This is a genomic window from Streptomyces sp. R302, assembly GCF_012927245.1.
Taxonomy (GTDB): Bacteria; Actinomycetota; Actinomycetes; order Streptomycetales; family Streptomycetaceae; genus Streptomyces.
Genome location: NZ_JABBGE010000002.1, coordinates 184,485 through 203,147 on the forward strand (window position 1 = coordinate 184,485; position 18,663 = coordinate 203,147).

The following is an 18,663-nucleotide window of genomic DNA, read 5'->3' on the forward strand; positions in this document are numbered from 1 at the left end:
CCGTCTCGTCCGCCGGTGCCGTCGGCGCCCCCTCGCCAGGGTGCGGCGGAGTGCGTCGGCGGTGGCGAGGCCGTCGAGCCGGGGCATCCGGATGTCGAGGAGGGCGACGTCGGGCCGGTGGAGCCGGGCGAGCTCACCGCCTCGTGTCCGTCGCCCGCCTCGGCGACTGGATGGCCCGCACCCCGGCGCGGATCATCGTCTCGTCGTCGGCCAGCAGCACCCTGATCATGCCGTCCAGCCCAGGCACCCGCCCCGGGGCCGTCGGCGGCTACCTCAGGAGCACCCCCGCGCCCCCGCTCCCCTGGTCCTCGGGCAGTGCGATCAGGCCGGGTTCGGCGGGGTGGGCGAGGAGCGGGTGGGCGGGCAGGACGCGGACGGTGCAGCCGAAGGGGCCGGTGCGGTCCAGTTCCAGGGTGCCCGCGTAGGGCTGACGGCCTTCCAGGTCCGGGCCGCCGGCGGGCTTGAGGGCGACCGTGCGGGTGCCGGTGAGGGTGTCGTCGGCGTCGACGCGGCCGGTCACCGCCTGCACCTCGACGTCGTCGGGGGTCAGGCCGCCGAGCGCGACCCGCACCCGGACGCACGGTGTGGCGCCCAGCTCCGCCCCGGCCTCGGCGAGGTCGTCGCCGATCTCGACGTGGTCCACCGAGACGCCCGGCCAGGCCGCACGGACCCGGGCCTTCCAGGCGGCGAGCTCCCGCGCCCGGTCCGGGGTGAGCGCCCGGCGGGCCGCGGCGGCGGGGACGTAGAGGCGCTCGACGTACTCGCGGACCATCCGGTCGGCGAGGACCTTGGGGCCGAGGTCGGTGAGGGTGCGGCGGACCATGGCGGTCCAGGCGGCGGGGACGCCGTCCGCGCCCCGGTCGTAGAAGCGGGGGGCGACCCGGCGCTCGACCAGCTCGTAGAGGGCGGCGGCCTCCAGGTCGTCGCGGCGCTCCTCGTCGGCCGCGGCGGCGCCGTCGGCGGTGGGGATGGCCCAGCCGAACTCGGGCTCGTACCACTCGTCCCACCAGCCGTCGAGGACGGAGAGGTTGAGGCAGCCGTTGAGGGCGGCCTTCATGCCGCTGGTGCCGCAGGCCTCCAGCGGGCGCAGCGGGTTGTTGAGCCAGACGTCGCAGCCGGGGTAGAGGCCGCGGGCCATCTCCATGCCGTAGTCGGGCAGGAAGACGATCCGGTGCCGCACGCGCGGGTCGTCGGCGAAGCGGACGAGCTCCTGCACGAGCTTCTTGCCGCCGTCGTCGGCCGGGTGGGCCTTGCCGGCGACGACGAGCTGCACCGGCCGCTCGGGGTGGAGCAGCAGGGCGCGCAGCCGGTCCTTGTCGCGGAGCATCAGGGTGAGCCGCTTGTACGAGGGGACCCGGCGGGCGAAGCCGATGGTGAGGACCTCGGGGTCGAGGACGGTGTCGGTCCAGCCGAGTTCGGCGGCGGCCGCGCCGCGCTGCCGCCAGGAGGCGCGGAGCCGGTCGCGGACGTCGGCGACGAGCCGGGCGCGCAGGGTGCGGCGCAGCTCCCACAGCTCGCGGTCGGTCGCGTCGGGGCCGAGGCGGGTGGCCTCGGGGGCGGTCCAGGTGGGGGCGTGGACGCCGTTGGTGATGGAGGTGATCGGCACCTCGTCGGCGTCGAAGCCGGGCCAGAGTCCGGCGAACATCTCGCGGCTGACGGCGCCGTGGAGGGTGGAGACGCCGTTGGCGCGCTGGGCGAGGCGCAGGCCCATGGCGGCCATGTTGAAGACGCCGGGCTCGCCGCCGAGCGGGGTCTCGTCGCCGAGGGCGAGGATCCGGCCGGTGTCGAGGCCGGGGAGGGCGCCGTCGTCGCCGAGGTGGCGGGCGACGAGCTCCCGGTCGAAGCGGTCGATGCCGGCCGGGACGGGGGTGTGGGTGGTGAAGACGGTACCGGCCCGCACGGCCTCCAGGGCGGTGTCGAAGTCGAGGCCCTCGCCCTGGAGTTCACGGATCCGTTCGAGTCCGAGGAAGCCGGCGTGGCCCTCGTTGGTGTGGAAGACCTCGGGCTCGGGGTGGCCGGTGAGCCGGGTGTACGTGCGCACGGCGCGGACGCCGCCGATGCCGAGCAGCATCTCCTGGAGGAGCCGGTGCTCGCTGCCGCCGCCGTAGAGCCGGTCCGTGACGGACCGCTCGCCGGGGGCGTTCTCCTCGACGTCGGAGTCGAGCATGAGGAGCGGTACGCGGCCGACCTGCGCGACCCAGATCTGGGCGTGCAGGCTCCGCCCGCCGGGCAGGGCGAGCGCGATCCCGGCGGGGCCGCCGTCGGCCTCCCGGAGCAGGGTGACGGGCAGCTCGCCGGGGTCGAGGACGGGGTACTGCTCCTGCTGCCAGCCGTCCCGGCCGAGGGACTGCCGGAAGTAGCCGTGGCGGTAGAGCAGCCCGACGCCGATCAGCGGCACGCCGAGGTCGCTGGCGGACTTGAGGTGGTCGCCGGCGAGGATGCCGAGCCCGCCGGAGTACTGGGGCAGGGCGGCGGCGACGCCGAACTCGGGCGAGAAGTAGGCGAGGGCGGCGGGCCCGTCGCCGGCGCTCCGCTCCTGGTACCAGCGGGGCCGCCGCAGATAGCCGTCGAGGTCCTCGGCGGCGGTGGCGAGTCTGCCGAGGAAGTCCCGGTCGGCGGCGAGCGCGGCGAGCCGGGGCGCCTCCAGGGCGCCGAGCACGCGGACGGGATCGGCGCCCGCGAGCCCCTCGGGGGCCAGCGAGTCGAAGAGGGCGCGGGTCGGCTCGTGCCACGACCAGCGCAGGTTGCGCGCCAGGGCAGCGAGGGGTCGAAGGGTGTCGGGGAGGACAGGACGCACGGTGAATCGACGGATTGCCTTCACGTGTCCCACCTTCGCAGGCCGGTGACGCTACGGAGCGGATGCACCACGCTGTGCGCCCGGCGTGCCGCCCCCGAGCCTAGGCCCGCAGCCCCCGCTCCGGCCACGGTGCGCCCCCGGCCTCCGGGGGCACGCGCGGGGCGCCGGGGGGCGCGTGCGTCGCGGCCCCCGGGCGCGTCAGGGGGTCCCGCCGATGCCCAGGGCCTGGACGTCGGTCAGGTTGAACGCCTCGTGGACGTAGACGTTGGTGAGCCGCGGGTTGCGGTAGTTGACGTTCTTCTCGGCGGTGAAGGGCAGGTAGTAGGCCCCGTCGGTGAGCCGGTGGTTGGCCTCCTGGTAGAGCCGGGTCGCCTCGGCCTCGTCGGTCTCGGCCGACGCGCGGTCGAACAGCTCGTCGATCCGGGCGTCCTTCACCCGGGCGTAGTTGCTGTTGCCCTCGGTCCTGATCAGGTCGCTGTCGGCCAGGGGCTGGAGGAAGCCCGCGCCGGTGGGGAAGTCGGCGCCCCAGCCCAGCATGAGCATGCCGATCCCCTTCTTCTTCAGGATCTCGGGGGAGCCCAGGGCGGCGTAGTAGGCCGAGAAGTTGTCGTACCGCTCGATCTCCAGGGTGATGCCGACGGCCTTCAGGTCGGTCTGCAGGACGGCGGCCGCCTGGACGTCCTTGGGGTTGCCGCTGTTCACGGCGGCCTTCGTGGTGAATCCGCCGGGCTTGCCGCACGCCCGCAGCGCCGCCCTCGCCTTCTCCCGCCGGGGCTCGCCCCCGGTCAGGCCGAAGGGGTCGTAGGAGTCGGCGCCCCGGGCCGTCGGGGGCAGCATGTTGCCCTGCAGCGAGGCGAACGCCGCCCCGCCGCGCGCGTTCCGCAGCGCCTCGGTGCCGGCCGCGTACACCACCGCCTTGCGGCAGTCGACGTTGTCGAACGGGGCGGTGTCGGAGATCATCGCGGCCATCCGGAGGTACCCGTTGTACGGGTTGTCCACGCCGGCCTTCAGCTTCGGGTCCTGCAGCAGCCTGGCGGCGGTCGCCTGCGACAGGCCGATGTGGGAGGCGTCCAGGTCGGCGGTGCCCGCCAGCATCTGCTCGTCGACCTTCTCCTGACCGGACACGATGCTCAGCTCGACGCGGTCCGGCAGGGCCTTGCGGAGCGGGTCGGTGGCGGGGTCCCACTCCTCGTTGCGGACGAGGACCAGCGACCGGCCCGGCTGGTACGAGGAGAAGCGGTACGGGCCGGAGGCCATCGGCCTGGTCCCGTACCGGTCCGCGGTGTCGTGCTTCCGCGGCACGGGGGCCGTCGCGCCCATGGTGAGCAGGTAGGGGAACCGGGAGTCGGGCTCGGCGAGCCGGAAGACGAGCGTGAGGTCGTCCGGGGCCTCGACGGACCGCAGGCCCGCCTTCCCCGTGTCCTTGTACGGGCCCCGGTAGTTCTGCTTCCGGTCCAGGACGTCGACGAGGTACGTGGGTCCGCCGGCGATCTCCGGGGCGAAGGCGCGCTCGATGCCGTACTTGACGTCCGCGGCGGTGATCGGCGAACCGTCCTCGTACTTCAGTCCGGGCCGCAGCTTGAACGTGTACGTCCGGCCGTCGGAGGACACCTCGGGCTGCGCGGCGGCCAGGTCCGGGACCACGGTGAGGCCCTTCTCGCCCGGTTCGCCGGCGTAGGTCATCAGCGTGCGGGCGTAGAGCCGCTGGACGTTCCAGACCCATCCGAAGTAGGAGCGGGCCGGATCCCAGGAATCCGCGTCGGACCCGCTCACCAGGCGGAGGGTGCCGCCCTTCTTGTCGGAGGCGTTGACCACCTTGCCGACCGCGCCGTTGAAGCCCCCGCGGGACCCGGAGGACCCCTCGTCCGTCCCGCCGTCCTTCCCGTCGCCCTTCCCGTCGTCCTTCCCCTCGTTCTTTCCCCGGTCCTCGCCTTGGCCCTGCGCCTGCTCCTTCGTCTTGGACGGGTCGTCCTTCTGCGTGAGGATCACGGCGGTGGTGCCGCCTCCCGCCACCAGGACGGCGCCGAGGGCGATCGCCACGAGCCTGCGGCCCCGGAAGCGGCCGGACGCGCGGGCCGGGCCGCCCACGCCGGGACCGGGCGGATACGGGACGGGAGCCGTGACGGCGTACGGGTTGCCGGGGACCGGAAGGCCGGCGGGGGGCGGCGGCGCACCCGGCGGCGTACCCGGTACGGCGGGCGGCGGCGTGGCGGGCATCGCGGGCGGCGGGGTACCCGGGGTCGCGGGCGGCCCCGCGGGGCTCTTCACCAGGGGGACGCGGGGATCGGGCGCGGGAGGCGCGGCCGGGGCAGGAGGCGCGGCCGGCGTGGGAGGCGTGGCCGGGCCGGGGCCGGGGTCGGCCGTCTGCCCGACGGCGCCGCTCGCTTCGCCGAGGGCGGTCGCCACCGCCTCCGGCAGCCAGTGGGTCTCCTTCGCCGGCCCTCCCCCGTGGGTGTGGCCGCTCTCCTCGCCGAGCAGCCCCGCGAACTCGGCCAGCAGCTCCGGCACGGTGGGCCGTCGGGCGGGGTCCTTCTCCAGGCACCGGCCGATCAGGTCCGTCCCCGGCGGCAGGAGGCGCAGGTCGGGTTCCCCGTAGACGGCGCGGAAGTTCACCGAGTGCGCGGAGCCGGTCCCGAAGGGCCCGGCCCCGGTGGCCGCGAAGGCCAGCACCGCGCCCAGCGAGAACACGTCGGCGGCCGGGCCGACGGCGGTTCCCGCGATCTGCTCGGGCGACATGAAGCCGGGGGTGCCGATCACCATCCCCGCCTGCGTCAGGACGCTCGACTCGCCGATGATGGAGATGCCGAAATCGATCACCCGGGGGCCGTCGGCGGCGATCAGCACGTTCGACGGCTTCAGGTCACGGTGGATCAGCCCCGTGCCGTGGATGGCCTCCAGGGCCTCGACCAGGCCCGCCCCCAGGTAGAGCAGCGAGCGCCGGGGCCACGCCCCGTGGGTGCGCACCGCCGCCTCCAGGGGCAGACCGGGGACGTAGGCAGTGGCGAGCCAGGGCGGCGAGCCCATCGGGTCGGCGTCGACCACGGCGGCGGTGAAGAAGCCGGTGACCCGCCGGGCGGCCTCCACCTCGCGGACGAACCGGCGCTGGAAATCGGGGTCTTCCGCGAGTTCGGCGCGCACCACCTTGACGGCGACCATCCGGCCGCTGGTGGACCGCCCCAGGTAGACGCGCCCCATCCCGCCCGCCCCGAGGCGCGCGAGGATCCGGTACCGCCCCACCTGTCGCGGATCCGACCCGTCCAGCGCTTGCAAGTCCGCCCCCGTTCCCGGCGCCGCATCCCCTGGACGCCGGGGACGATTACATCAGATGGGCCGCCGGTCCCGGCGGGGGCCGGGGGTTCACGCCCTGCGGGGTGCGGCCGCCCGGTACTCGCCCGGGGTCATGCCGTACGCGGTGCGGAAGGCGAGGTGGAAGCCGACGCGGCTGCGGTAGCCGACGCGGGCGGGGACGGCCGACTGGGGGAGCCCGGTCCCGGCGAGCAGCCGGGCCGCCTCCCGTATCCGCCGGGCCGTCAGATGGCGGGCCGGGGAGGTGCCGACGGCCTCGCGGAAGGCGGCGGTGAAGGCGGAGCGGGACATCCCGGCCTCGCGGGCGAGGGTCACCACCGTCCACGGCTCGGCGTAGCGGTGTTCGATGGCGGCGACGCCGCGGGCGATGCCGGGGTGGGGGTACGGGCCGTCCGGCGGGCGCGGCGGGGCGGCGAGGACGAGGGCGGTCTCCAGGACGCGCAGGGCGAGCAGCCGGTCGCCGGGGCCCGTGCGCCGGCCGGGCGCGGCGAGCGCCAGGAGGGTCTCGCGCAGCAGTGGCGCGCCCTCGACGCGCCCCCGGTCGAGCCGGAGCGCGCGGGGCAGCGCGGCGATGAGGGGCGACGGGCCCCGGGGGTCGTAGCGGGCCCGCACGGTGAGCACCCGGGCGCCCTCCTCCGCCCCGCCGACGATCCGCACCTCCGCGGGCGCCGTGCCGGGAGGCGCCGTGCCGGAGGGCGGGTTGCCGGAGGGCGGGGCGCCGGGGGCGCCGGGGCCGGCGGTGAGCCGGTGGCGGGCGCCGGTCGGCAGGAGGGCCAGGTCGCCGGGGGCGAGGTCGAGGGGGCCCGAGCCGGGCAGGGCGAGCCGGCAGCGTCCGGTCAGTACGTGGTGGAGGACGGCCCGGGCCGGTTCCGTGTCCATGCGCGTCTCCCGTCTTCTCCGGTGACGACGGACCGTCAGCGTAACGAGATCCGGCGCGGGTTCACGGTCCGCCGCACGGCACCCGGCGGGTTTCGGCCGACTCGCGCCTTGCCGCACCCCCTACGCCCTAGTAGTTAACAAAGGGCCGGATTGCCCACGCGCGAACCCGGGGAAGCTCCCCGGGTACTCCCCCGAATCCCTCCTTCCCGTCCCTTCTCCGTACTCGTCCCCGTACCCGTCCTCGTACCCCCGCTTCATCCCTGTGTGCCCGCCATCCGAGTGAACGCGGAGGGGCGCGGCGATGCCCGCCTCCCACCGGCCTCCGGCGCGGCTAGAAAGAGCGCACCACCACCCGCACCCCCGTAAACCGTCAGGTGATGCTGTGAATCCGCTCATGGGACGCATTCCCGTACTGGACGTCCGCCCGCTGGTCGACTGCGGCCGGCGCCCCGCGAAGGCGGTGGCCGGCGAGACCTTCGAGGTGTCGGCGACCGTCTTCCGCGAGGGCCACGACGCGGTCGCCGCCAATGTCGTACTCACCGGCCCGACGGGCCGTCCGGGGCCGTGGACCCCGATGCGCGAGCTGGCCGAGGGCTCCGACCGCTGGGGTGCCGAGGTCACCCCGGACGCCGAGGGGCTGTGGACGTACACCGTCGAGGCGTGGAGCGACCCGCTGGCGACCTGGCGCCACGCGGCGAGGATCAAGATCCCGGCCGGGATCGACTCCGAACTCGTCCTGGCCGAGGGCGCGGAGCTGCACGAGCGGGCCGCGAAGGGCGTCCCGAAGAAGGGCGGCGGGCGGGAGGCGGTGCTCGCGGCGGCCGACGCGCTGCGCGACGAGTCCCGGCCGGCCGCCGCGCGCCTGGCCGCCGCGCTCGCGCCGCGGGTGACGGAGACCCTGGAGCGGCATCCGCTGCGCGAACTGGTCTCCGCCTCACCGGCGTTCCCGCTCCGGGTGGAGCGGGAACGGGCCCTGTACGGCGCCTGGTACGAGTTCTTCCCGCGCTCGGAGGGGGTGCGGAAGGTCAAGGGCCGTACGGTGCCCGGGAGTTTCCGCACCGCCGCCGAACGGCTCCCTGCCATCGCGGCGATGGGCTTCGACGTGGTGTACCTGCCGCCGATCCACCCGATCGGCGAGACCCACCGCAAGGGCCCGAACAACTCCCTGTCGGCGTCACCGAGCGATGTCGGCGTGCCGTGGGCGATCGGTTCGCCGGAGGGCGGGCACGACGCGGTCCACCCGGACCTGGGCACGATCGAGGACTTCGACGCCTTCGTGGCCCGGGCCCGTGAGCTGCGCCTGGAGGTGGCGCTGGACTTCGCCCTCCAGTGCTCGCCGGACCACCCGTGGGTGGAGAAGCACCCGGAGTGGTTCCACCACCGGCCGGACGGCTCGATCGCCTACGCGGAGAACCCGCCGAAGAAGTACCAGGACATCTACCCGATCGCGTTCGACCACGACATGGACGGGATCGTGGCCGAGACGGTCCGGGTGCTGCGGCACTGGATGGACCACGGGGTGCGGATCTTCCGGGTGGACAACCCGCACACCAAGCCGGTGGTGTTCTGGGAGCGGGTGATCGGCGAGGTCAACGGGCGGGACCCGGACGTGATCTTCCTGGCGGAGGCGTTCACCCGTCCGGCGATGATGCGGACCCTCGGCGCGATCGGCTTCCAGCAGTCCTACACGTACTTCACGTGGCGGAACTCCAAGGACGAGCTGACCGAGTACCTCACGGAACTGTCGGGGGACGTGGCGGCGCAGATGCGGCCGAACCTCTTCGTGAACACCCCGGACATCCTGCACGCCTACCTCCAGGAGGGCGGCCGGCCGGCCTTCGAGGCGCGCGCGGTGCTCGCGGCGACGCTGTCGCCGACCTGGGGGATCTACGCCGGGTACGAGCTGTGCGAGAACACCCCGCTGCGCGCGGGCAGCGAGGAGTACCTGGACTCGGAGAAGTACCAACTCAAGCCCCGCGACTGGGAGTCGGCGGAGCGCGCGGGCGCGACGATCACGCCGCTGATCACCGCCCTGAACCGGATCCGGCGCCGCCACCCGGCGCTCCGCCGGCTGCGGAACCTCACCTTCCACGACGCCGACAACCCGCAGGTGATCGCCTACTCCAAGAAGGAGGGTTCGAACATCGTTCTGGTGGTCGTCAACCTCGACCCGCACCACACCCAGGAGGCGACGGTCTCGTTGAACATGCCGGAACTCGGCCTCGGCTGGCACGAGACCGTACCGGTGCGCGACGAGCTCACCGGAGACACCTATCACTGGGGCAGGAACGCCTACGTGCGACTGGAACCGGGCGTCGCGCCCGCGCACGTGCTCGTCCTGCGACCGTCCCCGCAGACCGGAGGGTCACCCATCTCATGACCGTCAACGATCCCGTCCCCGACACCTTCGAGGACACCCCCGCCAAGGACCTCGACCCCGACTGGTTCAAGCGGGCCGTCTTCTACGAGGTCCTCGTCCGGTCCTTCCAGGACAGCAACGGCGACGGCGTCGGCGACCTGAAGGGCATCACGTCGCGCCTGGACTACCTCCAGTGGCTCGGCGTGGACTGCCTGTGGCTGCCGCCGTTCTTCAAGTCACCGCTGCGCGACGGCGGTTACGACGTCGCCGACTACACCTCGGTCCTCCCCGAGTTCGGCGACATCGCCGACTTCGTGGAGTTCGTGGACGCGGCGCACCAGCGCGGGATGCGCGTGATCATCGACTTCGTCATGAACCACACCAGCGACCAGCACCCGTGGTTCCAGGAGTCGCGGCGCGACCCGGAAGGACCGTACGGCGACTACTACATCTGGGCCGACGACGACAAGCAGTACCCGGACGCCCGGATCATCTTCGTCGACACGGAGACCTCCAACTGGACCTTCGACCCGGTCCGCAAGCAGTACTACTGGCACCGCTTCTTCTCGCACCAGCCGGACCTCAACTACGAGAACCCGGCCGTGCAGGAGGAGATCCTGTCGGCGCTGAAGTTCTGGCTCGACCTGGGGATCGACGGATTCCGGCTCGACGCGGTGCCGTACCTGTACCAGCGCGAGGGCACCAACTGCGAGAACCTGCCGGAGACCCACACCTTCCTCAAGCGGGTCCGCAGGGAGATCGACGACCACTACCCGGACACGGTGCTGCTCGCCGAGGCCAATCAGTGGCCGGAGGACGTCGTCGACTACTTCGGTGACTTCCGCTCCGGCGGCGACGAGTGCCACATGGCCTTCCACTTCCCGGTCATGCCGCGGATCTTCATGGCCGTGCGGCGCGAGTCGCGCTACCCGATCTCCGAGATCCTGGCGAAGACCCCGGAGATCCCCTCCGGCTGCCAGTGGGGCATCTTCCTCCGCAACCACGACGAGCTCACCCTCGAAATGGTCACGGACGAGGAGCGGGACTACATGTACGCCGAGTACGCCAAGGACCCGCGGATGCGGGCCAACATCGGCATCCGGCGCCGGCTCGCCCCGCTCCTCGACAACGACCGCAAGCAGATGGAGCTGTTCACCGCGCTGCTCTTCTCGCTGCCGGGCTCCCCGGTGCTGTACTACGGCGACGAGATCGGCATGGGCGACAACATCTGGCTCGGCGACCGGGACGGGGTGCGCACCCCGATGCAGTGGACCCCGGACCGGAACGCGGGCTTCTCCTCCTGCGACCCGGGCCGCCTCTCCCTGCCGGCCATCATGGACCCGGTCCACGGCTACCAGGTGACCAATGTGGAGGCGGGGATGGCCTCGCCGTCCTCGCTGCTGCACTGGACGAAGCGGATGATCGAGATCCGTAAGCAGAACCGTGCCTTCGGGACGGGGACGTACACCGAACTGCCGTCCTCCAACGCGGCGGTGCTCGCCTTCCTGCGGGAGACCGCTCCAGAGGAGGGGCAGGACGCCGACCTGGTCCTCTGCGTGAACAACTTCTCGCGGCACGCCCAGCCCACCGAGCTCGACCTGCGGCGCTTCGCCGGGATGCGGCCCGTGGAGCTGATCGGCGGGGTGGAGTTCCCCGCGGTCGGCGAGCTGCCGTACCTGCTGACGCTGGCGGGCCACGGCTTCTACTGGTTCCGCATGAAGCGGAGTTGACGCCCGGCCGTTTCCGGAGCGGGGCGGTTTCCGCCGCCCCGCTCCGGGAACTGTGTCCCACACACGAACCCCCCCCATCCGGGTCCATCCATATGGATCTTCCCTTTCCGACACGTCCCGCACATCCGGACAGCCCCAGCCGCCATCCGGGACAATCTGCGCATTTGAACACTTACGACAACCCTGTGCGCACCCCGGGGAAAGGACGCGATGCCATGCCGGAGATCGCCGCATCCACCACCCGGGCCCCGGACGCCCTCCTTCCGTCCCTGACACCCCTGCTCCACGAATGGCTGCCACGGCAGCGCTGGTTCGCGGGCAAGGGCCGCCGGGTCACCGGATTCACGCTGGACGCGGCCACCGAGCTGCTGCCCCTGGACGGCGCCGGCCCCGGACTCCTCCACCTCCTGCTCCGGGTCGAACAACCCGGCCGCCCCACCGGCGAACCCGCCGACTGCTACCAACTCCTCCTCGGCGTACGGACCCAGCTGCCGCCGCGCCTCGCGCCCGCCCTCATCGGACGCGTCCGGCAGGGCCCGCTCGCCGGCCGCGCCGTCTACGAAGGGCTGCGGGACCCGCGCCTCGCCGGGCTCCTGTACGAGCGGCTGCGCACACCCGGCCGCACCGGGCCGCTCCGCTTCCACGCCACCCGTCCGCTGCCCGGGGCGCTCGCGCCGCGGGTCCTCGACGCCGAACAGTCCAACTCCTCGCTGGTGTTCGGCGACGCGTACATCCTGAAGATCTTCCGCCGGGTCAGCTCCGGCGCCAACCCCGACCTCGAACTGCCCCTCGCCCTCGGGCAGGCCGGGTGCGCCCGCGTCCCGGCGCCGGTGGCGTGGTTCGAGTCCGGGGCGGCGACGCTCGGCGTCCTCCAGCCGTACCTCCGCGACTCCCGCGACGGGTGGCGCCTCGCGCTCGACGCGCTCGCGGCCGGGCGGGAGTTCACCGCGGAGGCGCGGGCGCTCGGGCGGGCCACCGCCGAGGTGCACCTCGCGCTCGCCGCGGCCCTGCCCACACAGCGCCTCGAACGCGCCGAGACGGAGGGCCTCGCGGCCGCGATGGACCGGCGGCTGCACGCCGCCGCCCAGGCCGTCCCCGCACTGCTGCCGTACGTCCCCGGGCTGCGGGCCGTCTTCGCCGCGGCGGGCGACGCGGAGGGGGCGGGCGCGGTGCAGCGCATCCACGGCGACCTGCACCTCGGGCAGACGCTGCGCGGCTCGGACGGCGGATGGGCCGTCATCGACTTCGAGGGCGAGCCGGCGAAGCCCCTCGAAGAACGGTGCCGCCCGCAGCCGACCGTCCGCGACGTCGCGGGCATGCTGCGCTCCTTCGACTACGCGGCGCGCACGCACCGGCCCTGGAACGCGGAGTGGGCGGCGCGGTGCCGGGCGGCGTACTGCACGGGGTACGCGGAGGTCGCGGGGGCGGACCCCCGCACCGACCCCGCGCTGCTCCGCGCCTACGAAACGGACAAGGCGGTCTACGAGGTCGTCTACGAAGCCCGCCACCGCCCCGACTGGCTCCCCGTCCCCCTCTCCGCCATCCACCGCCTCGCCACCCCACCGTGACCCCGCCGTTCCGTTCCGACCCCCGGCTCCGCGAGGGCGGTGCCCACCCGTCGCTCCCGTCGCGGGCGCCGCCGCCGCTCCGTTGTGGGCATACGTTCCGCTAGGGCGGAACGGGTGGGCACAACGGAACGGCACCGTTTGCGGGTGCTTCCGCTTCCGGGCCTGAACCCGCACCCGTACGGAGCCGTACAGCCGGTGCGGGTTCAGGCGCTGGAGCCTGGGCGCGGCAGGAGCGCGCCGTCCCGTGTGCCCACCCGTCCCGCCCTAGCGGGACGGGTGGGCACACGGGGGGGGGACATGGCCCGTTCGGCGGAGTTTCCGGGGGGGTTGTGGGGGTGTTGACATGTTCGTACATATTCCGAGCTTTCTGGAGGCCACCGGTGACCGCCAAGACGCCCCGCACAGCGCCCCCTCTCGACCCCGGCGAGCGCGCGCGGCTGCTCGCCGGCGAGCATCACGACCCGCACGCCCTGCTCGGCGCGCACCCGGTGAAGGGCGGGATCGTCATCCGGGCGCTGCGCCCGTGGGCGAGCGGGGTGACGGCCGTGCTGCCGAAGGGGCGGAAGGTCCGGTTGAGCGACGACGGCGACGGGCTGTTCTCCGCGTTCGTCCCGCTGCTGCGGAAGGTCCCGGCGTACGAGCTCCGCGTGCGGTACGGCGACGACGAGCTCGCCGTACAGGATCCGTACCGGCACCTGCCGTCGCTCGGCGAGCTGGACCTGCACCTGATCGGCGAGGGTCGGCACGAGGAGCTGTGGACGGCGCTCGGGTCGAGGGTGATGACGCACGGCGGCGTCACCGGCACCCGCTTCGCCGTCTGGGCGCCGAACGCCCGCGGCGTCCGCGTCACCGGCGACTTCACGCACTGGGACGGCACCGGGCTGCCGATGCGGTCGCTCGGCTCGACCGGGGTGTGGGAGCTGTTCGTGCCCGGCGTCGGGGAGGGGGCGGTGTACAAGTACGACATCACCCGGCCCGACGGTTCGCACACCGTCCGCGCCGACCCGATGGCCCGCCGCACGGAGTGCCCCCCGGACACCGCCTCGATCGTCACCGAGTCGCACTACGCGTGGAGCGACCAGGAGTGGATGGAGCGGCGCGGCGCCCGTCCGCCGCACGAGGCGCCGATCTCCGTGTACGAGCTCCATCTGCCGTCCTGGCGGCCTGGGCTGACGTATCGCCAACTGGCCGACGAGCTGCCCGCCTACGTGCGCGAACTCGGTTTCACCCACGTCGAGTTCATGCCGGTCACCGAGCATCCCTTCGGCGGCTCCTGGGGCTACCAGGTCACGGGCTTCTACGCGCCGACGGCCCGCCTCGGCACCCCGGACGACTTCAAGTTCCTGGTGGACGCGCTGCACCGGGCCGGGATCGGCGTCCTGATGGACTGGGTGCCGGCGCACTTCCCGAAGGACGACTGGGCGCTGGCCGAGTTCGACGGCCGGCCGCTGTACGAGCACGCGGACCCGCGCCGCTCGCACCACCCGGACTGGGGGACCCTGGAGTTCGACTACGGCCGCAAGGAGGTGCGCAACTTCCTGGTCGCCAACGCGGTGTACTGGTGCCAGGAGTTCCACGTCGACGGCCTGCGGGTGGACGCGGTCGCGTCGATGCTCTACCTGGACTACTCCCGCGAGTACGGCGAGTGGCTGCCGAACGAGTACGGCGGCCGGGAGAACCTGGACGCGGTCGCCTTCCTCCAGGAGATGAACGCCACCGTCTACCGCCGCTGCCCCGGCATCGTCACCTTCGCCGAGGAGTCGACCGCCTGGGACGGGGTGACGCGGGCGACGGACCTGGTCGGCCCCGGCGGTCACGGCGGGCTCGGCTTCGGCATGAAGTGGAACATGGGCTGGATGCACGACTCGCTCCAGTACATGGAGAAGGAGGCCGTGCACCGCAAGTACCACCACCACGAGATGACCTTCTCGATGGTGTACGCGTACAGCGAGAACTACATCCTGCCGATCTCGCACGACGAGGTGGTGCACGGCAAGCGGGCGCTCGTCTCGAAGATGCCCGGCGACTGGTGGCAGCGGCGCGCCAACCACCGCGCCTACCTGGGCTTCATGTGGGCCCACCCTGGCAAGCAACTCCTCTTCATGGGGCAGGAGTTCGCGCAGGGCTCGGAGTGGTCGGCGGACCGCGGGCCGGAGTGGTGGCTGCTCGATCCGGCGTACGGGGCTGAGGCCGACCACCGGGGCGTGAAGGACCTCGTGCGGGACCTGAACCGGGTCTACACGGCGACGCCCTCGCTGTGGGAGCGGGACACCGTGCCGGAGGGCTTCCAGTGGGTGGTCGGGGACGCCGCCGACGACAACGTCCTCGCCTTCCTCCGCTACGACGGCTTCGGCTCGCCGCTCCTCGCGGTCTGCAACTTCTCCCCCGTCGTCCGGCACGACTACCGGCTCGGCGTGCCGGACGCCTTCGCCGCCTGGGGCGAGGTGCTGAACACGGACGCGGCCCGGTACGGCGGTTCGGACGTGGTCGGCACCGACCCGGTGAAGACCGAGTCGGTGCCGTGGCACGGGCGGCCGGCGAGCGTCCGGATGACGCTGCCGCCGCTCGCGACGGTCTGGCTCAGGCCCGCCTGACTCAGGCCCGCCCGGCTCAGGCCCGCCCGGCTCAGGCCCGCCGGACGATCCCGAGCCGCTGGGTGGCCCGGGTCAGCGCCACGTACAGGTCGTTCGTGCCGTGCGGGGCGCCGGCCCGGATGCCGTCCGGGTCGACGACGAGGACCGTGTCGAACTCGAGGCCCTTCGCCTGGCGGGGGTCGAGGAGGACCACCGGCCGGGTGAGGTCGGGCTTCTCGCCGTACGAGGCGTCGGGGAGGGCCGCGACCAGGGCGGGCAGCAGCTCCGCGGGGGCGATCACCGCGAGCCGGCCCTCGGCGCCGCGCTCGGCCGCGACGGCGTCGGCGGTCTCCTTCACCGGGTCCTCTGCGGTGCGGTCCCAGGGCTCGACGCCGGTGGAGCGGACCGAGCCGGGCGGCTCGAAGGCCGGGTCGTCCTCGCGGCGCACGGCGGCGGCGACCGCCATGATCTCAGCGGGCGTGCGGTAGTTGACGCCCAGCCTCACGTGCTGCCAGCGGTCCTCCACGTACGGGGTGAGGATCCGCTCCCACGCGCCGACGCCGGCCGGGTCGCCGGTCTGCGCCGGGTCGCCGACGAGGGTCATGGAGCGGGTGGGGCTGCGGCGCATGAGCAGGCGCCACTGCATGGCGGACAGCTCCTGCGCCTCGTCGACGACGATGTGGCCGAAGGCCCAGGTGCGGTCGGCGGCGGCCCGCTCGGCGGCGGTGCGGTGGTCGGCCTCCTCGTGGCGCTCGGCGAACCGCTCGGCGTCGATGATGTCGTGCGCGGACAGCACCTCGGACGCGTCCTCGTCGAGCTCCTCCTTGTCCTCGAACTCGTAGGTGCGGGAGGCGAAGGAGACGTCGAGGACGCCCTGCGCGTACTGCACCTGCCGCTGCCGCTCGGCCTCCTGCGCGGCGCGCTCGGCGGAGTCGTCGTGGCCGAGGAGCTCGGCCGCCTCGTCGAGGAGCGGTACGTCGCCCGGGGTCCACGCGCCGGCCCCGGCGCCGCCGCAGCGGATCGCCGCCGCGTCCTCCTCGGGGAGGTGGGTGGGCTCGGCGAGGTAGTCGGCGAGGAAGGCCTCGGGGGTCAGTTCCGGCCAGAGCTCGTCGATGGCGGCGTGCACGTCGGGGTTGGCGGCGATGCCCTTGGCGAGCAGGGCGATGTCGTCGGGGCCGAGGAAGTTCGGGCCGCCGTACGGGTCGGCGCCGATCCGGTCGGCGAGCTGCGCGGCGAGCGCGTCGAGGATCCGGAAGGCGAAGTAGGGGCGGGCGAGGTTGTGCGGCAGGGCGGTCTCGCGGGCCTTGTGGCGGGCCTCCAGGGCCATGTCCCAGTCGATGACGAGGTCGCCGTCCTCGTGCGGGACGACGAGCGGCGCGCCGCGCTCGGGGACCTGCTGCCGGTCGCGTACGGCCCCGGCGAGGGCGGCGGCCATCCGGACGTCGCCCTTCACGGCGGCGGCGCGGGGGGTGTCCGTGCCGGTGGCGCGGACGCCGGGGTACAGCTCGCCGGGGGTGGCGAGGAGGACGCCGGTCTCGCCGAGCGAGGGCAGCACGTTGCCGATGTAGCCGAGGAAGGCCGGGTTGGGGCCGACGATGAGGACGGCGCGCTTGGCGAGCTGCTCGCGGTGGGCGTAGAGGAGGTACGCGGCGCGGTGCAGGGCGACGGCGGTCTTGCCGGTGCCGGGGCCGCCCTCGACGACGAGGACGCCGTGGTGCGGGGAGCGGATGATGGCGTCCTGCTCGGCCTGGATGGTCTGCACGATGTCGTGCATGCGGCCGGTGCGGGCGGCGTCGAGCGCGGCGAGGAGGACCTCGTCGGCGTCCCGGCCCTCGTGCCCGGAGCGGCTGCGGTCGGCGAGGTCGAGGACCTCGTCGTGGAGCGAGACGACCTCGCGGCCCCGGGTGGTGATGTGTCGGCGGCGGCTGAGGCCCATGGGCTCGTGGCCGGTGGCGAGGTAGAAGGGGCGGGCGACCTCGGCGCGCCAGTCGACCACCAGCGGGGTGCGCTGCGGGTCGTCCTCGCGCAGCCCGATACGGCCGATGTGGTGGTCGCGGCCGTCCTGGAAGACGAGCCGGCCGAAGCAGAGCCCGGTCTCCCCTGCGTTGAAGGCGGCGAGCAGCCCCGACTGCTCGGCCACCAGGATGTCCCGCTCCAGGCGCGACTGCGCGCTCCCGGTCCCGGACGTCCCGAGCGCCTCGCCCACGGCGGCCTCGGCCCGGTCCCTCAGGTCGTCGAGCCGCGCGTAGAGCGAGGTGATGAATTTCTGCTCGTCCCGAATTGGCTCGGTTGACAATTCGACTCCCAGCGCGATACAGTGCCTTTAGTGAAATGCTCCGTGAATTCGTTACGACATCATCGCGAACGGGCACACGGAATTCACCAATATAGGCGCCGTACCACCCCGACTGTCAATTCGGCCGGGGTTTTTTCATGCCCTCACGCGGCTTCGGTGTGGCGCAGGATCTCCTGCGCGAGCGGGTCGTGGACCTCGGGCGGAAGGGCGTGGCCCATGCCGGGGATCTCGGCGATCCGGGCGCCGCGGATCACCTGGGCGAGGTGCTCGGCGTGCGGCGCCGGGGTGACCGGCTCGGCCGGGGCGGAGATCACCAGGGTGGGGACCTCGGTGGCGGACAGCCGTTCCGTACGGACGAGGTCGGAGTAGTCGGCGCGGGCGTGGGCGGTGCCGGGGACGTGGTGCCCGGTGTGGGCGACGATCCGGCGCTCCTGGGCGCGGAACCACTCCGCGTCGAAGGGCAGGACGTCGCCGGCGAGGGCCCGCCAGTGCGCGACCCGGACGTCCAGCTCTCCCTCCAGGTCCCGGCCCTCGGCCGGCCGCGACCACAGCTCCATCAGCTCGGCGGAGGGGCCGGGCAGCTCCTCGACCGGGGTCGGGGTCCCGTCCGGGGCGGTGTACGGGGTGGTGCTGAGCGCGGTGGCGCCGATGAGGGTCGCGCCGAGCAACCGGTCCGGGTGGTCGGCGACCAGCAGCTGGGCGATCAGTCCGCCCATGGACATGCCCACCACATGGGCCCGCTCGACACCGCACGCGTCCAGGACGGCGACGGCGTCCTCGGCGAGCCGGGAGAGCGGGTAGGGCTTCTCGTCGAAGGCCCAGGTGGAGCGGCCGGTGTCCCGGTGGTCGTAGCGGATCACCCGGTGCCGGGCGGCGAGCCGCTCCACGAGGCCGTCGGGCCAGGCGAGCCCGGAGGCCTGCGCCCCCATGACCAGGAGCAGCGCGGGCAGGCCGGGGTCGCCCTGCTCCTCGACCCAGAGTCGTACGCCGGGCTCCACGTCCACAAACCGTTCGCGCGTCATGCCGCGCCCCTTCCGCCGAACTCAACGAGACGAGACGTATCGTATCGCCAATCTCCCGGGCCGAGTCAAGCGCGAAGAAGGGCGGGCCCCGGGGAGGGGTCCCGCCCTTCGCTCGCGACGAGCCGTCTGGCTG

General features: G+C 73.5%; 9 protein-coding genes and 1 pseudogene. 4 read left to right on the top strand and 6 right to left on the bottom strand.

Annotation, left to right across the window (positions count from 1 at the left end; translation table 11 throughout):
• Positions 1 to 66: 66 nt before the first annotated feature.
• From HHL19_RS06780 to HHL19_RS38055, 4 genes and pseudogenes are all read right to left on the bottom strand, one after another.
• A pseudogene (locus HHL19_RS06780) lies at positions 67 to 229 on the bottom strand (response regulator); the annotation flags it as partial.
• Between the two features lie 39 nt (positions 230 to 268).
• Positions 269 to 2,821, bottom strand: a complete 2,553-nt coding sequence (gene glgP, locus HHL19_RS06785) for an alpha-glucan family phosphorylase (RefSeq protein WP_169086648.1) — start codon at positions 2,819 to 2,821, stop codon at positions 269 to 271.
• Between the two features lie 174 nt (positions 2,822 to 2,995).
• Entirely contained in the window at positions 2,996 to 6,034 is a 3,039-nt protein-coding gene (locus HHL19_RS06790) for an ABC transporter substrate-binding protein (protein WP_169086650.1), read from the bottom strand.
• Between the two features lie 120 nt (positions 6,035 to 6,154).
• Complete coding sequence (locus HHL19_RS38055; RefSeq protein WP_169086652.1) at positions 6,155 to 6,982, bottom strand: AraC family transcriptional regulator; 828 nt, start codon at positions 6,980 to 6,982, stop codon at positions 6,155 to 6,157.
• Between the two features lie 394 nt (positions 6,983 to 7,376).
• Here HHL19_RS38055 and HHL19_RS06800 point away from each other — a divergent pair, with 394 nt between their 5' ends.
• The 4 genes from HHL19_RS06800 to glgB all read left to right on the top strand — a co-directional run bounded on the left by HHL19_RS06800 (position 7,377) and on the right by glgB (position 15,233).
• Positions 7,377 to 9,362 (top strand): alpha-1,4-glucan--maltose-1-phosphate maltosyltransferase, encoded by a 1,986-nt coding sequence (locus tag HHL19_RS06800; RefSeq protein ID WP_240981465.1) that lies wholly within the window; start codon positions 7,377 to 7,379, stop codon positions 9,360 to 9,362.
• Positions 9,359 to 11,071, top strand: a complete 1,713-nt coding sequence (treS, locus tag HHL19_RS06805; protein WP_169086656.1) for a maltose alpha-D-glucosyltransferase — start codon at positions 9,359 to 9,361, stop codon at positions 11,069 to 11,071. Before HHL19_RS06800 ends, treS begins: the two co-directional genes overlap by 4 nt.
• Positions 11,072 to 11,286: 215 nt before the next feature.
• Positions 11,287 to 12,639 carry a maltokinase gene (locus HHL19_RS06810; protein WP_169086658.1) on the top strand — a complete coding sequence of 451 codons (1,353 nt, stop codon included), beginning with the start codon at positions 11,287 to 11,289 and terminating at the stop codon, positions 12,637 to 12,639.
• 380 nt (positions 12,640 to 13,019) lie between these two features.
• On the top strand, positions 13,020 to 15,233 hold the full coding sequence (gene glgB, locus HHL19_RS06815; protein ID WP_169086660.1) for a 1,4-alpha-glucan branching enzyme: 2,214 nt from the start codon (positions 13,020 to 13,022) through the stop codon (positions 15,231 to 15,233).
• Between the two features lie 31 nt (positions 15,234 to 15,264).
• Here glgB and HHL19_RS06820 read toward each other — a convergent pair whose 3' ends face one another.
• Both HHL19_RS06820 and HHL19_RS06825 read right to left on the bottom strand, forming a co-directional pair.
• On the bottom strand, positions 15,265 to 17,508 hold the full coding sequence (locus tag HHL19_RS06820; protein ID WP_169086661.1) for a UvrD-helicase domain-containing protein: 2,244 nt from the start codon (positions 17,506 to 17,508) through the stop codon (positions 15,265 to 15,267).
• Positions 17,509 to 17,651: 143 nt separating this feature from the next.
• Complete coding sequence (locus HHL19_RS06825) at positions 17,652 to 18,530, bottom strand: alpha/beta hydrolase (RefSeq protein ID WP_169086663.1); 879 nt, start codon at positions 18,528 to 18,530, stop codon at positions 17,652 to 17,654.
• Between the last annotated feature and the right edge of the window lie 133 nt (positions 18,531 to 18,663).

Bases quoted from the DNA above. Each gene is read 5' to 3' on its own strand.
- HHL19_RS38055 (WP_169086652.1), bottom strand. From the start codon at position 6,982: ATGGACACGGAACCGGCCCGGGCCGTCCTCCACCACGTACTGACCGGA.
- HHL19_RS06800 (WP_240981465.1), top strand. From the start codon at position 7,377: ATGGGACGCATTCCCGTACTGGACGTCCGCCCGCTGGTCGACTGCGGC.
- treS (WP_169086656.1), top strand. From the start codon at position 9,359: ATGACCGTCAACGATCCCGTCCCCGACACCTTCGAGGACACCCCCGCC.
- HHL19_RS06810 (WP_169086658.1), top strand. From the start codon at position 11,287: ATGCCGGAGATCGCCGCATCCACCACCCGGGCCCCGGACGCCCTCCTT.
- HHL19_RS06825 (WP_169086663.1), bottom strand. From the start codon at position 18,530: ATGACGCGCGAACGGTTTGTGGACGTGGAGCCCGGCGTACGACTCTGG.